15 protein-coding genes are annotated in these 15496 nt (G+C 33.4%); 6 read left to right on the forward strand and 9 right to left on the reverse strand.

Features of this window, described 5'->3' with window-relative positions; translation table 11 throughout:
• The gene (gene ubiE, locus ABD077_RS08670) at positions 1-729 is read right to left on the reverse strand and encodes a bifunctional demethylmenaquinone methyltransferase/2-methoxy-6-polyprenyl-1,4-benzoquinol methylase UbiE (RefSeq protein WP_343911923.1); all 729 of its coding nucleotides are present in this window, start codon (positions 727-729) and stop codon (positions 1-3) included.
• 242 nt (positions 730-971) lie between these two features.
• On the reverse strand, positions 972-2066 hold the full coding sequence (locus ABD077_RS08675) for an NHL repeat-containing protein (protein WP_343911924.1): 1095 nt from the start codon (positions 2064-2066) through the stop codon (positions 972-974).
• A 423-nt stretch (positions 2067-2489) separates the two neighbouring features.
• Between ABD077_RS08675 and trkA the strand changes: the two genes are divergently transcribed.
• Both trkA and ABD077_RS08685 read left to right on the forward strand, forming a co-directional pair.
• Positions 2490-3839 (forward strand): Trk system potassium transporter TrkA, encoded by a 1350-nt coding sequence (gene trkA, locus ABD077_RS08680; RefSeq protein WP_343911925.1) that lies wholly within the window; start codon positions 2490-2492, stop codon positions 3837-3839.
• Position 3840: 1 nt separating this feature from the next.
• A complete protein-coding gene (locus ABD077_RS08685; RefSeq protein ID WP_343911926.1) occupies positions 3841-5337 on the forward strand; it encodes a TrkH family potassium uptake protein in 1497 nt (498 codons plus the stop codon).
• Positions 5338-5345: 8 nt separating this feature from the next.
• On the opposite strand, the gene ABD077_RS08690 is transcribed toward ABD077_RS08685, so the two are convergent.
• The 3 genes from ABD077_RS08690 to ABD077_RS08700 all read right to left on the reverse strand — a co-directional run bounded on the left by ABD077_RS08690 (position 5346) and on the right by ABD077_RS08700 (position 8152).
• On the reverse strand, positions 5346-5624 hold the full coding sequence (locus tag ABD077_RS08690) for a hypothetical protein (RefSeq protein ID WP_343911927.1): 279 nt from the start codon (positions 5622-5624) through the stop codon (positions 5346-5348).
• Between the two features lie 196 nt (positions 5625-5820).
• A complete protein-coding gene (locus tag ABD077_RS08695) occupies positions 5821-7008 on the reverse strand; it encodes a pyridoxal phosphate-dependent aminotransferase (protein ID WP_343911976.1) in 1188 nt (395 codons plus the stop codon).
• A gap of 43 nt (positions 7009-7051) precedes the next feature.
• Positions 7052-8152, reverse strand: coding sequence for a fatty acid desaturase family protein (locus ABD077_RS08700; RefSeq protein WP_343911928.1), 1101 nt, complete (start codon positions 8150-8152; stop codon positions 7052-7054).
• Between the two features lie 137 nt (positions 8153-8289).
• On the opposite strand from ABD077_RS08700, the gene rsmG reads away from it, so the two are divergent.
• Entirely contained in the window at positions 8290-8919 is a 630-nt protein-coding gene (gene rsmG / locus ABD077_RS08705) for a 16S rRNA (guanine(527)-N(7))-methyltransferase RsmG (RefSeq protein ID WP_343911929.1), read from the forward strand.
• Positions 8920-9002: 83 nt separating this feature from the next.
• Positions 9003-9608, forward strand: a complete 606-nt coding sequence (locus ABD077_RS08710) for a hypothetical protein (protein WP_343911930.1) — start codon at positions 9003-9005, stop codon at positions 9606-9608.
• A gap of 79 nt (positions 9609-9687) precedes the next feature.
• On the opposite strand, the gene ABD077_RS08715 is transcribed toward ABD077_RS08710, so the two are convergent.
• A complete protein-coding gene (locus ABD077_RS08715; protein WP_343911931.1) occupies positions 9688-10155 on the reverse strand; it encodes a GNAT family N-acetyltransferase in 468 nt (155 codons plus the stop codon).
• Positions 10156-10219: 64 nt separating this feature from the next.
• Positions 10220-11848 (reverse strand): L-glutamate gamma-semialdehyde dehydrogenase, encoded by a 1629-nt coding sequence (pruA, locus tag ABD077_RS08720; RefSeq protein ID WP_299602713.1) that lies wholly within the window; start codon positions 11846-11848, stop codon positions 10220-10222.
• A 162-nt stretch (positions 11849-12010) separates the two neighbouring features.
• On the opposite strand from pruA, the gene ABD077_RS08725 reads away from it, so the two are divergent.
• Both ABD077_RS08725 and ABD077_RS08730 read left to right on the forward strand, forming a co-directional pair.
• The gene (locus tag ABD077_RS08725; protein ID WP_343911932.1) at positions 12011-12730 is read left to right on the forward strand and encodes an NRDE family protein; all 720 of its coding nucleotides are present in this window, start codon (positions 12011-12013) and stop codon (positions 12728-12730) included.
• A gap of 65 nt (positions 12731-12795) precedes the next feature.
• Positions 12796-13812 carry a DUF6695 family protein gene (locus ABD077_RS08730; RefSeq protein ID WP_343911977.1) on the forward strand — a complete coding sequence of 339 codons (1017 nt, stop codon included), beginning with the start codon at positions 12796-12798 and terminating at the stop codon, positions 13810-13812.
• Here the strand turns inward: ABD077_RS08730 and apaG are convergent.
• Both apaG and ABD077_RS08740 read right to left on the reverse strand, forming a co-directional pair.
• Entirely contained in the window at positions 13781-14167 is a 387-nt protein-coding gene (gene apaG / locus ABD077_RS08735; protein ID WP_299602706.1) for a Co2+/Mg2+ efflux protein ApaG, read from the reverse strand. The two genes, ABD077_RS08730 and apaG, sit on opposite strands and share 32 nt — an antisense overlap.
• Positions 14168-14169: 2 nt before the next feature.
• Entirely contained in the window at positions 14170-15228 is a 1059-nt protein-coding gene (locus tag ABD077_RS08740; RefSeq protein ID WP_343911933.1) for a DUF3667 domain-containing protein, read from the reverse strand.
• Positions 15229-15496: the final 268 nt, after the last annotated feature.

Genomic DNA, 15496 nt, shown 5'->3' on the forward strand with positions numbered 1-15496 from the left:
TTATTTTGTTGCTGTATAAATTGTAGCGACACCAAAAGTTTGTGGATGATCCTCGACTTCTATAAACCCAATTTTTCTCAAAATATTGTTGAAAGCATTTCCATAAGGAAAAGCTGCAGCACTTTCACTAAGATAAGAATACGCAGATCTATCTTTCGAAAAGATCTTTCCAATTAATGGTAGTATTGAGCTGGTATATAGTTTGTAACCTTGTTTATAAGGGGTTTTGGTAGGTACTGAGGTTTCCAGAACAACAAATATTCCTTTTGGTTTTAATACTCGATATATTTCTGATAATCCTTGTTCTAAATCTTCAAAATTTCTTACACCAAAAGCAACAGTGATAGCATCAAAATAATTATCCCCGTATGGTAAACTCTCACCGTCACCTTTCACCATTGTGATAATCTGGTCTAGTTTTTTTGCTTTGATTTTATCTTTTCCTACTTCCAACATCCCTGCAGAGATATCTAAGCCAACAATCTCGGTAGCTCCCGTTTCTGCTAGGTTAATTGCTAAATCTCCCGTTCCTGTGGCTACGTCTAGAATGTTTTTTGGTTGCGTTTTAGAAACTATTTTGACAACTTTTTTACGCCATTTCACATCGATCCCGAAAGAAATGACTCTGTTTAGGCCATCGTAATTACCAGAAATAGTATCAAACATTTCTGTAACCTGTTCTTTCTTGGTAGTAGTTTTATCCTTGTATGGCGTTATCTTTTCTGACATTCAAAAAAATTTAGGCAAATATACATTTTTGATAGGTATCGTAGGAAAAGAATGTCATTTAGTTACAGTAATGCGAAATGTTTTTTAATATCACTCTTATTGGGTAGCAATGAATTGTGAATGATTTTACTTTTTAAGATTAATGTTTAAAATGAGAAATCCAACAACCCTTCCTAATTTTATGACATTAAAAGTACTTAAGAAAGAATTGTTGGATTGTCTTTTAGGTTCTATTGGAAAGCTTATATTTTTGAGTTGTAAACTTTTTTTCTGATACCATTTTCAAAAAGAACAATAATAATTTGGTCGGTAGAATCTAGCGGAACTTCTTGTCCTAATAAATTATGGGCTTTTACGATTTTTTGATTTACTTCAGGAAGTTGAATGTCCTCTACTGATAATAAAGGGTCATCTGCCGTGCTTACAATTGCTCCATAGTCTCCGGAGGATAATGTCGGCATACTAAAAGAGTTTTCTGTTCCAGTATCTATACTGTATTTTAAAACTAAAGTTTCTGAAAAACCTATGATCTCTGAAGTTTCTGGACTGTAAGTTAAACTTTCTACAGCATCAAATCCTGGAAATGTAGCGGTATAGTCATAAGTGCTAATGACGCTGCCATCTGTCTGGTTTAATTCTACCAAAGAATGAATATAGTTATTAGGATCTGTGAAATCTCTTCTAGAAACATATAACCTATTATTTGCAATGACTACATCCTGATAATCCCCTGAAGTTAGCGATGGTAATGTAAACGATCCTTGATTACCTGTTTCTATGTTGTACTTCAAAATTAGATTATCGGAAATACCGAAAATTTCTGAGGTTTCTGAATTGTAAGTCAAACTTTCCACAGAATTGAACCCTGGAAATGTTGCAGTATAATCATATGCGTTAATAACGCTACCATCGGTTTGGTTTAATTCTACTAGAGAATGAATATAGTTGTTTGGATCTGTAAAATCTCTTCGAGAAACAAATAGTCTATTGTTGGCAATGATCACATCCTGATAATCTCCTGAAGCTAATGATGGAAGGGTAAAAGAGTCTTCTGTACCGCTTTCCAGATTGTATTTTAAAATCAAATCGCCAGAAATTCCGAAAACTTCTTTTGTTACTTGATTATAAGTTAAACTTTCTACTGCGTTAAACCCTGAGAATGTAGCGGTATAATCATAGGTGTCTAAAATAGTCCCGTTGGTTTCATTCAATTCTATAAGAGAATGTACGTAGTTGTTTGGGTCTGTAAAATCCCTTCTCGTGATTTGTAGGTTTTGACTTAAAAGGGTGTTTGTTGTGATAAATAATAATAGTAAAATAGTAGTTGTTTTTTGCATGTTTTAGGGTTTATTGTGAATATTAAGGTTGATTATTAATATCAGTAATCATGAAATTGTTACCCAATATTAATGTTTTTTGTTTTAAAATTATTAGGACTACTTTAGGTGCTGATATTATATTACTATTTGTAAAAGTTTTACATATATGTATTACCGTTATATTCCGGAAGATAGAAATTAGTTGATCTAATTTTTTTCTTTTAAAGTAATCGCTTGGTTCAAAACAGATGAATCTTTTTAATTAATATGTAAACATTCAGGACATGTTTTTTGCGGAGGTTATCTAATAATTTTACCAGTTTATTAAATTCCATTATCTTTGTAGACTTTTATTTTTTAGTAGAAATTTTTCACCTTTAAAAATAGGGTTTCTGCTGAAGTTTAATTTTATCTTTTGATGATAAATAATAAAAAACACCGATGAAAATTATTATTGCCGGAGCAGGCGAGGTAGGGTTTCATTTGGCGAAATTACTTTCATTTGAGTCTCAGGATATTACACTCATAGATCCTGATAAAGAATGTTTAAATTATGCGGATAGTCACTTGGATATACGTGTAATAAAGGGAGATGCAACTTCAATAAGTATTCTTAAAGATGCCAGAGTAGAAAATGTTGATATGGTAATAAGTGTTACCTCTAGTGAGACCACTAATATTACTGTATGTGTTTTAGCAAAACAATTAGGAGCAAAACGCACGATCGCCAGAATATCAAATACTGAGTTTATTGAAAATAAGGAAGAAGTAGGTTTTATTAAGTTTGGAATAGATGAATTAATTTCTCCAGAAGCATTAGCTGCTAGTGAAATTGAACTATTACTTAATCAGTCTGCTTTTAGTGATAGTTATGAGTTTGAAGATGGAGCATTAACCATGGTGGGGACTACACTTTCTGAGTCAGCTCTTTTTGTAGATAAGACGGTTAGGGAAGCAGCAGAGATTTTTCCAGAATTACATTTTATGCCAATTGCTATTCAGCGATCAGGAACTCAATATACTATTATACCTAGAGGAGATACTAAGTTTAAGGAAGGGGATCAGGTATATTTCGTGACTTCAAAAGGAGGTGTGGAAGAACTCTATAAGTTAACCGGTAAGGTTAAGGAGCAGATCAAGAAAGTGATGATTCTAGGAGGAAGTAAAATAGGTCATAAGACAACTTGTGATTTATGTGATCATAAATTTAGAGTTAAACTCATAGAAAGTGATAAGGACAAAGCTTTCGATCTAGCAGATGATCTTCCAAATGCTTTGATTATCAATGGTGACGGACGTAATGTAGAGTTGTTAGAAGAGGAGAATATAGATGATATGGACGCTTTTATTGCTGTAACTGGTAATTCAGAGACGAATATTATGTCTTGCTTAGTAGCAAAATCGAAAGGTGTTCGGAAGACGATAGCTTTAGTAGAAAATATGGATTATTTTCAATTATCACATTCTATAGGTATCGACACATTAATTAATAAAAAACTCTTAGCAGCTAACAATATATTCAGGTTTATTAGAAAAGGAGAAGTAGTAGCGATGACAAAACTGAATAACATGAATGCGGAGTTGCTAGAGTTTGTGGTAAAACCTACATCTGAGGTAAGTGATAATCTAATTAGAGATCTTGATTTTCCAAGATCTGCAATTATAGCAGGTGTTATTAGAGATGGAGAAGGAATGATTCCTCTGGGAGGTTTTTATATAAAAGCAGGAGATAGAGTAGTAGTGTGTTGTTTGCCAAAATCTATTAAGAAAATAGAAAAACTTTTCCTCTAAGATGTCTAAGCTCAACTTTAAAATTATTACTCATATTATGGGGCTTTTATTGCTCTGTAATGGAGGTTTTATGCTGATAGCAACTATCATTAGCTTTATCTATAAAGATGGCGTTACGATGCAAATCATGTTAGCAGCATTATCTACCATGTTTGTAGGAATAATTTTAATGTTTCTTACTCGTGAGCATCAAAAATCGATTAATAAAAGAGAAGGTTATATAGTCGTTACTTTTGGATGGATTTTCATGTCCTTAAGTGGTACGTTGCCTTATTTGTTTTCTGATGCCATTCCCTCGTTTACCAATGCATTTTTTGAGACCATGTCTGGTTATACTACCACTGGTGCTTCTATACTTAATGAAATAGAAATTGTGCCAAAAGGAGTGCTTTTTTGGCGTAGTCTTACCCATTGGATAGGTGGTATGGGAATTATTGTGTTAGCGGTAGCAATCTTACCATTATTAGGAATTGGAGGTATGCAGTTATTCGCTGCAGAGGCTCCTGGACCTAGTGCCGATAAGTTACATCCTAGAATTACAGATACAGCAAAAAGACTTTGGCTTATCTATTTTGGATATACAGCGGCAGAAACCATATTGCTTAAAGTAGCTGGGATGGATTTCTTCGATGCTATAAATCATGCGTTAAGTACTTTATCTACAGGAGGTTTTTCAACTAAAAATGCTAGTGTAGCTTATTGGAATGATCAACCACTAATTCAATATATTATTATTGTATTTATGTTTTTAGCTGGAATGAATTTTATTTTAAGCTATTTCGGTTTTAAAGGGAAGTTTGGTAAATTCTTAAAAGATGAAGAGTTTAAGTGGTATGTAATTTTTATGGTTGTGTTTACCGCAGTTTCTGCTATTATTATTTATTTGAAAGCGGATCCTGCAAATTCGGTTATAGATCACCCGATGGTGTTAGGAGAAGCTGAGAGTGCTTTTAGGCATGCATTATTTCAGGTTTTGGCGGTTGTAACTACAACGGGATTTGTCTCGGCTGATTTTACAGTCTGGACACCTTTCTTAAAAATAATATTTTTTGGTTTAATGTTCTTAGGTGGATCTGCTGGGTCTACAGCAGGAGGTATGAAAATAGTAAGACATTTAATTACTATTCGTAATGGTATTTTAGAATTTAAAAGAACATTGCATCCAAGAGCAGTATTGCCCGTACGTTATAATACTAGGGCTGTTTCTAAAGAGATTGTATATAATATACTTGCGTTTTTTATATTGTATATGTTATCTTTTATAATTGGTTCTTTGGTTTTAGGAATGCTAGGGTTGGATTTTGAAACCGCGATTGGAGGAGCAGCTTCCTCACTTGGAAATGTTGGACCAGCTTTAGGAAAACTTAGTCCTGTGAATAATTTTGATGTACTGCCAGCATTTGGAAAATGGTGGTGTTCCTTCTTAATGCTTATTGGGCGTTTAGAATTGTTTACTGTTCTTATACTGCTTACTCCTTTCTTTTGGAGAAATAGATAAATTGTGTGTTAAAACGCAGCTTCCCAGGGGCCTACAGCATAAGGATTGATATGCCAAAGCTCCGCAACTTTTTTAATGGTGTCTTTTACTTTGCCTTGTACACTCTGTAAATAAATAGGTTCTATAAAAAAGATATCAAGTATTGCTTCGTAATAGGATGTTGAATTATCGATATCCGAAGGGGTGTAATTTAGAATCTCATCATCTGAATGAGGGCTTTGAAAATTTTCTTTGAAAATTTGAAGCACATTTTTTTGAACAATACGTTCTTTTTCTAGGATGTCCATAAATACAAATACGGGTTTTAAGATTGTTATTTATGTCCAAACTACAATTATTTCTTTCTTCAGTGTTTTCCCCAAAACATTTTAGAATATCACCACTTATAACTCCAAAAACGGGAATTTATTTTGAAAAAAATAAAAACCGATGATTTTTACGGAATCATCGGTTTTTTAATAAAAGATATATGATTTTGATAAATTAGCTAACAGCTTTTTTGATTCTGTCTACAGCTTCAGTAATTTGCTCTGTACTTGCCGCATAAGATATTCTGATGCAGTTTCCGTTTCCAAAAGCATCTCCCGTAACAGTAGCAACATTTGCTTTTTCTAATAAGAACATAGAAAAGTCTGAAGCATTATTAATGGTTGTTCCATCGATTGTTTTTCCGAAATAATAAGAAATATCTGGGAACACATAGAAAGCTCCTTCAGGTTCATTGCATTCAAAACCGGGTATCGCTGCCAATAAATCTAAAATTAGTTTTCTACGGTTTTTAAACTCATCAACCATATATTGGATATTACTTACCGGAGCTTCTAAAGCAGTAATAACTGCTCTTTGGGCAATACAATTAGCTCCACTAGTTACCTGACCTTGCATTTTGTTACATGCTCTAGCAATAGCTTGTGGTGCTCCAATATAACCTATTCTCCATCCGGTCATCGCAAATGCTTTGGCAACGCCGTTTACCGTAACAGTTCTATCGTACATATCTTCAAATTGAGCCATAGAAGCATGATCTCCTACATAGTTGATGTGCTCATAGATTTCATCACTAACTACGATAATGTCTGGATATTTTTGTAAAACATCTGCCAATGCTCTTAATTCATCCTTGCTGTATATAGATCCGCTAGGATTACAAGGAGAACTGTACCATATCATTTTAGTCTTAGGTGTAATGGCGTTTTCCAGTTGCTCAGCAGTCATTTTAAAATCATTCTCTATAGAAGTTTTTACCTCCACAGGGACTCCTTCTGCAAGTTTTACAATATCACTGTAGCTTACCCAATAAGGACAAGGAAGTATAACTTCATCACCAGAGTTTAGGTATACCTGTGCAACATTGTACAAAGATTGTTTTGCACCCGTAGATACTACAATCTGAGAACGATCATATGTTAGATTGTTATCTCTTTTGAATTTTGTGATGATTGCGTCTTTTAATTCTACATATCCATCTACCGGTGTATATGAATTGTAGTTATCGTTAACAGCTTGAATGGCTGCGTCTTTTATAAAATCTGGAGTATTAAAGTCTGGCTCCCCCAAACTTAAACCGATAATATCTTTACCTTCTGCTCTTAATTCTCTAGCCTTAGCTGCCATTGCTAAGGTTGCAGAGGCCTTTAATTTGTTGATTTTGTCTGATAATTGAATACTCATTTCCGATACTTGTGTGCTCATTTTGGTAATTGATAAATAAAAGTTATGATCGCATAGCAGGTTTCATTCCCATCTGTTTTAGATGTTTAAAATGGGCGATAATCGCTTTGCGAGTAGTCTTGTACTCATTATACGGTAAATTAAACTCCTGTGCTGTTTGTTTTACAATCTTAGAAATTTTGGTATAATGAATGTGACTAATATGTGGAAAAATGTGGTGTTCCACTTGATGATTTAATCCTCCGGTAAACCAGTTTATTATTCTGTTTTTGGTTGAAAAATTTACAGTGGTAAATAATTGATGTATTGCCCATGTATTTTTCATAGTACCAGTAGTGTCAGGTAAAGGCATTTGAGCTTCTTCTACCATATGTGCCAACTGGAATATGATACTTAATATCAAACCAGCTACATAATGCATTACGAAAAAACCGATGAGGATTTTCCACCATGCGATGGACATAATCACCATTGGTACTACGATCCAAATTAGAAGGTAAATAATTTTTGTTATAACAATAGTGCTCCACTGTTTAATTGGACTAGGTAATTTACCATAAGCTAATTTTCGAGCTAAATATCTTTTAGTTTGTTTAAAATCCGTTGTTAATGCCCAATTAAAAGTGAGTAAGCCATATAAAAAAACAGAGTAGTAATGCTGAAATTTATGAAACTTCATCCATTTAGCATGTTTTGTAAAACGGATAATTCTACCAGCATCCATATCTTCATCATGACCGTGAATATTGGTATAAGTGTGATGTAAAACATTATGTTGTACCTGCCAGTTATATACATTTCCAGCAAGAATATACATGCTACTTCCCATTAGTTTGTTGATCCACTTTTTAGAAGAATACGATCCGTGGTTTCCATCATGCATAACATTCATACCAACTCCTGCCATACCAATACCCATTATAACGGTAAGCAAAAGCATCCACCATTGTGATATATCAAGGGTGAGTATTAGAAAATATGGGGTCAAGAATATAGAAAACATAATAATAGTTTTCAAATGTAGCTTCCAGTTTCCCGTTCGTTTAATATTATTTTCTTTGAAATATTGATTCACTCGCTTATTCAGAGTTCTGAAAAATTTTGCTGAATCAACTCTGCTAAATTTCACATTAGGTGTAGTCATGGGTTTCATATTTATGACTTAACGGTATTCGTCATACTTTATTCGGTAAAGTTAGGTATTTATATTTTTTTAACTTCTTAAAAAGTAGTAAAATATATCCAAGTTTAGATGTATTTTTGCGCTTTAAAAATTAGTCCATGGATATTCTACATAAATATTTCCCCAATCTAACTGATGATCAAAAAGAAAAATTTGAAAGGCTTGGTGATTTGTATAAAGATTGGAACGCTAAGATTAATGTAATATCCAGAAAAGATATTGATTTATTATATGAACGCCATGTTCTGCATTCCCTGGGTATAGCAAAAGTCGAACAATTTAAACCTGGTGCTAAAGTTTTGGATGTTGGAACTGGAGGAGGATTTCCAGGTGTGCCTTTGGCTATTTTATTTCCAGAAACTGAATTTTACTTAGTAGATGTGATTGCAAAGAAGATTCGTGTTGTAAATGAAGTAATAAAAGCATTGGGGTTGACTAATGTAAAAGCGGAACAAAGAAGAGCAGGAACCTTCGATGAACGTTTTGATTTTATCATAAGCAGGGCTGTAACTAATATGCCAGATTTTGTGAAATGGATTAGAAAGAATATCACTAAAAAGTCTAATCATCAATTGTCTAATGGAATATTGTATTTAAAAGGAGGTGATCTTACCGAAGAACTTTCTGCATTTCCAAAAGCTAATCAATACGATTTGTCAGATTATTTTGAAGAGGAGTTTTTTGAAACTAAAAAAGTGGTGTACATGCCATTAAAATATAAGTTATAATAAAAAGAGTAAACTTGGAGAGTTCCTTATCAATTAGTAATTGCTAAAAACTACCGAGAAAACATACTTAACCACTTAAGAATATGAGAAAAACGCTGAGTATACTTCTAATTATTTTTTGTTCATTAACTGTTTTAGGCCAAAAAATCAAAACAGCTTCTGGAGATATTTCTGTACTTGCGGGAGAAAAAGAACTGTCAGTTACTTTTGGGTATGATAATATCAAAGTGCATGGCTATGAAACAGAAGAAGAGTTTATAGAAGATAAGATGCGAATACGAGAAAGACATAAACCTGGATCTGGCGCTGGCGAAAGGTTCAAAGGTTCTTGGTTTGCTGATAGAGATACTGTATATGCACCAATGTTTATCGAAAACTTGAATTATGCAATACCTAAAAAAAGAAAAATCAAAGTTTCAGAAAATAATCCTGAGGCAAAATATAATTTACATGTAGAAACATTATGGGTTTATCCTGGGTATAATGTAGGTTTTTCACAGCCTTGTAAAATAGAAGTGGCACTTAAAATATATGAAATAGCCAATCCTGAGAACGTTGTCTGGGAGTCCAAATCACCTTTGCGTATTGAGGCTAAGTTAGCTCCGTATAAGAGAGAAATTAGAATAGGTGCTGCTTATGGTGCTTTAGCTATGAAACTGTCTTGGTTTTTAAGGAAAAAAGCAAAGTGAGGTTTCTTGTTTTTGTAAAGTCAAAGAAAATAAAAATTCATTTTTTTAATAGAAAATAAACAATAACTAATTCTGAGGGTCAATCTTTTAAATTCACTCTCATTTTTACAAGATATTTTTCGAAACCTGCTTTTTCATACGCCTTAATGGCTCGAGGATTTTGATCATATACATCTAAGTGGAGTTCATAGATGTTTTTTGATCGAAACCAATCAGATAAGTGTTTTATTATATTTTGACTTACTCCCATTCCTCGATAATCTTCCTTAACAAACATAAATCCTATATATCCCATCGCCGTTTCTTTAAAAAACACTTTTCGGTCTCTTATCTGTCCATAACCACTACCTACTATTTCTCCATTAATTTCTGCTACAGCTACCTCTGTATGATCGGCTTTAATGTATTCAGAAAGGTCATAGTAGTTTATTTTTTTTGAAGTTATCAAAGTTGGATCCATTGGGATTTCTGTTTTTATAATTTCTTGCTCAAAATCTAACAGAATAGGCAGATCTTCAATTTTTGCTGTTCTAATTTTTATATTCATTGTAAAAAGGTATAAAAAAAACAAAAGCGCCATTTGGCGCTTTTGTTTTTTAAGAATACTATAACTATTCTCCTAAAAATGGGTATCTATAGTCTGCTGGCGAAACAAATGTTTCTTTTATCGTACGAGGAGATACCCAACGTAATAGGTTTAGGTATGATCCTGCTTTATCATTAGTACCCGAAGCTCTTGCTCCTCCAAATGGTTGTTGTCCTACCACAGCACCAGTTGGTTTGTCATTGATATAGAAGTTTCCAGCAGCATTTTCTAACGCTTTAGTGGCTTCTGCAGCTGCATATCTATCTGTAGAGAAAATAGCACCTGTTAAAGCATATTCACTAGTTTGATCAACTAATTTTAAAGTTTCTTCCCATTGATTGTCATCGTATACATAGATTGTAATCACAGGTCCAAAAAGTTCAGTACACATAGTGGTGTATTTTGGATCTTCTGTAAGAATTACCGTTGGTTCTATAAAGTATCCTTTTGACTTGTCATACCCACCACCAGCAATAATTGTAGCATTATCATCTTCTTTAGCTTGATCAATATACTTAGCAAGTTTATCGAATGATCCTTCATGAATTACAGCAGTAATGAAATTACTCATATCCTCAGGAGATCCCATTTTGAAGGATTTGATGTCTGCCAATAAGAATTTTTCTACATCACTCCACAAGCTTTTTGGTATATAAGCTCTGGAAGCAGCACTACATTTTTGTCCTTGGAATTCGAAAGCTCCTCTAGAAATACCAGTTGCTACTTGTTTTGCATTCGCACTTGGATGTGCAACAATAAAATCTTTACCTCCAGTTTCACCTACAATTCTAGGGTAGGTTTTATAGTTGTGGATATTGGTTCCAATTTTAGCCCAAATGTCTTTAAATACATGAGTACTTCCCGTAAAGTGGATACCAGCAAAATCTGGACTTGCTAATACTGTATCTGTTATCATCACAGGATCACCATATACTACATTGATTACTCCATCAGGAACTCCTGCTTCTTTGAAAATATCAACAATTACTTTTGCAGAATATATTTGACTATCACTTGGTTTCCATACAACAGTGTTTCCCATTAACGCAGCACTCGCAGGTAGATTTCCTGATATTGCAGTAAAGTTAAAAGGGGTAATAGCATATACGAAACCTTCTAACGGTCTATACTCTAATCTATTCCAAGCTCCAGAAGTAGAGTCTGGTTGATCTTCATAGATCTGAGTCATAAATTCTACATTAAATCTCAAGAAATCTATAAATTCACAAGCTGCATCGATTTCAGCCTGAAAAATATTTTTTGATTGCGCTAACATCGTCGCTGCATTAATCTTTGCTCTGTAAGGACCAGCAATTAATTCTGCAGCTCGTAAGAATACAGCGGCACGTTGTTCCCAAGCAAGATTTGCCCATTTTGTGCGAGCTTCTAACGCTGTGTCGATAGCTTTTTGTATATGCTGTTTTTCAGCTTTATGATATGTTCCTAAAACATGTTTATGGTCGTGAGGAGGTGACATTGTTTCTGTGTCTCCAGTTCTGATTTCTTCTCCGTTTATATAAAGAGGTACATCAATAGTAGTATTATACATTGATTTATAGGTTGCCAGAACTTCTTCTCTTTCTGGGGTTCCGGGAGCATATGACTTTACAGGCTCATTGATAGCTGTTGGAACTTGAAAAAAACCTTTTCCCATGATCTGATATATTTAGTTTGTAAGATGAGTACGTTTACTTAAAGCGGCAAAGATAGGAAATTAAAAAGGGCAATATTGATTTTAACCTTTTATAAACATGAGTAAAGTATTGTATGTATTTTTTTCGTAAGTTGTACAAAATTTATCCGACCCAAAAGACCTATGTGTACAGTAACTTTGATCCCCACCCAAGAAAACGGTTTTATATTAACCTCTAATAGAGATGAGGCAATTAATCGAAAAACACTGGTTCCAGAGTTTTATCAGATTAATAAGACTAGAATGCTTTTTCCTAAAGATGCGGTGGCTGGTGGTACTTGGATTGGTATCAGTGATAAAAATACGATGATTTGTTTGCTTAATGGAGGTTTTAAAATCCATGAAAGACTTATTTCTTACAGGCAAAGTCGAGGAGTAGTGGTTAAGGACTTATTGGAAGCGGATGATTTGGAACAAGCAATAGAATCATATGATTACAAAGGAATAGAACCATTTACCATCGTTGCAGCAAATTGGAGTTCGGATTTGAAGTTTTATGAATTAGTTTGGGATGGAAAACAAAAACATTTTAAACAGTTAGAAAAACAAACGCATATTTGGTCATCTTCAACTTTGTATACTTCAGAAATGAAAAGTACAAGAGAAAATTGGTTTGATGTATTTGAGCAAGAAAATACGTTGACTTCCCAATCTCTTTTGAATTTTCATAAAAATGCTGGAATAGGTGATAAAAATATCGATTTACAAATCGACAGAGGCTTTCTTAAAACTCGAAGCATTACTCAGGTAGTAAAGGATAATGAAGAAGAGCTTTCTATGCGATACGAAGATCTTCAAAATTCCAAAGTTCATACCATAGCTTTTGGTGCTATTACTGCTTAGTTAAATAGTATCTTATTGTAATATAAAAGAATTAAGGTTATTAATATTAAAATGTGAAATCTGTGATGGATTACACGGGTAAAATAATTTCATTAGCATTTCCAGATACGTTTGTAAGATTTTCTGCGGAGGAAACAAAATCTACGAGTGTTTTGCAATTCTTTGGATTTGGAAAAAATGGTGTCATTAAGGCAGGGCATGCTGCTTTCGTATTGATTGAAAATAAAACTGGAAATGCCGAGTACTACGATTTTGGTAGATATATTACGCCTCATGGAAAAGGTAGGGTGCGTAGTGCAATTACAGACGTGGAATTAGAAATTCCATTTAAAGCTACGTTCTCTGATGATGGTGCTTTGACTAATCTAGATGAGTTTCTTATTTGGTTAGAGGCGCATCCCGAGAAAACGCATGGAACGGGAAGATTGGTCGCTTCTGTTTGCGATTATATTAATTATGAAAAAGCTAAGTCTTACGTAGTTGATATGCAGGATCGAGGAAGTATTCCGTATTCAACTTTTAGAAAAGAAGGTAGTAACTGCTCTAGAATTGTTACCGATACCATTCTGAATAGCACGGATAAATCTCGTATCAGGACACCTTTACTCAGAAATAAATTATTTACACCTAGTCCTTTAGGAAATGTAGAAAAAGGATCTTTGAAGAATCGGATATTTCAGGTAGAGAATGGAATTTTAATGGAGTATCCAAATTCCGTTTTAAAAGAAAATCTTACGAACTATTTTGATAAAAGAACTCCTGATATGGAATATTCTACTAATATAGAGTTGCCAAATTCTTTAAAAAATGCTCAGTATCTTTCTGGAATCGGGAGTAGTGCTTATTTTACGATAAAGAAGTCATCAGAAGTTTCAATGTTTGAAATTAGTAGATATACCGAATGTGGAATTGAGGATTTTAGAGGTGTATTCAAACCGAGAACTGTTTTTAATCTTGCCAAAAAATATAAGTTTGTATACGATTCTAATTGTAAGTATTGTCACGTACAACAAGAAGGGAATAAAATACGTTTTGATTTAGTTAAGAAACTTAGTTTAGAGCAAAAGGGGCACTTAGTTTAAAACTAGGAATGATGACTTTAAACTTTCTTGTAGAAGTGAAGTTTACCATGTTGTAGTGTCCTTTCATCGCTCCGAAAGGAGAACTTAAAAGGCATCCGCTATTATAAGTATGAGACTCTCCTGGTTTTAAGACTGGTTTTTTGCCTATAACACCTTCGCCTTCTACAATTTCAGTATTACTCAATGCATCTTTTATTTTCCAAAATCTGGAAGTAAGTTGAACCGAATCTTTACTTTGATTTTCTATGGTGATGCGATAACCAAAGGCAAAATGAATCTTGTAGTTCTTAAAGAACGTTCCTTCAAAGGTAGTATCTACCGAAATTTTTATACCTCTTGTTATTTGCTCAACCATTGTTAAAAAATAAATATAGATCCTATTATTGCAACCAAAGAACCGATACTTGCTAAGATAAAAAATAATATGTTTACTAACAGAAATTTAACAATAGTTTTGGCTCTTTTTTGCTGATAAAAGTTACGCATAGCCTTATACAGATAAAAAAGAAAAACAAACATAGCGATGCTAGAAGCGATTTCGCTATTTGTAATTTGATCTAGTAATATAGCTATCCCCATGAGAATAAAAAACATGGTTTGAGTATGAAAAGTAAATACCAGATGTTCCATGTAGTTAAAGGAGCGTCTAACGTAGATCAACCAAATGGTTAAAGCGAAAAAAGGAAGAAAGAAAAAAATGATAAATGGAAGTTTGTTAAATACAAATTTCAAAAGTTCCATTGGATTTTCATTAAGATCTCCGGTTCTAATACTTCTTCTATATAGGTATTTTGTGTATCCGCTTTTATTATGTTGTAAGCTGTCTAGTGCCAAACTAGCTGATAACTGCCCTGTTTTTTTATAATGAGACTTATAGGTTTTCCAACGGCTGTTCACAGCTTTAAACATATCCATGGTGTCTAATTGAGCTTCATTAAAGTATACAAAATCTTCTTGTTCTTTGTTTTGAGCAATAGAATCGATTTTGTTGCTTTCATCAGCCAATGAAGGGCTCGATATTTTGACTTGAAATGCTTCTTTTTTATCTCTTTCCTCATGGTCTTCAAGGATTAAAGTGTCAAAATCGATAAACAATCCACTAATGATAAAAAATATGATGGAGACGCTTAAATAAAACCTAAATGGATTGGCGTATTTTATTCGCTTTCCTTCTACATATTCTTTGGTAACGACTCCCGGTTTGAAAAGTAATCCTACGATGGTGTGTCTTAATCGAGAATCATAAGAAAAAATACTGGCAAAGAATTCATTAAAAAAATCTTTAAACGAAATTTTTTTGGTAGTGTTTATTTGACCGCAATTATGACAATAACGATCTATAACGTCCAGAGGAACACCACAGTTTAAACATTCGTTACCTCTATATTTTTTAAGAAATCTCCCCTTTTCTTTCATGGTTAGCAGATGGTTTGCATAATGAGACTAAAGTAGTTGTATTTCGTTACAAAATAAAACAATTTGCCATGTCTTTAAAACAAGGGGTATGGCTACAATATTTAAGTTCGAAATACGCAAACGATAGAATAAAAATGTAGGAAAAAATGATTATAACGTTTTAGTTAAATTTTGATAGTGTTTTTAAGCAATGTTTTTAGGTTTTTATCGAAAAAAATAATTTTAACTTTATCGATTTAGGGAGATTTAAGTGTTTGAAAATCATTGT

The sequence above is a fragment of the Aquimarina litoralis genome, from assembly GCF_039523995.1.
Classification (GTDB): domain Bacteria; phylum Bacteroidota; class Bacteroidia; order Flavobacteriales; family Flavobacteriaceae; genus Aquimarina; species Aquimarina litoralis.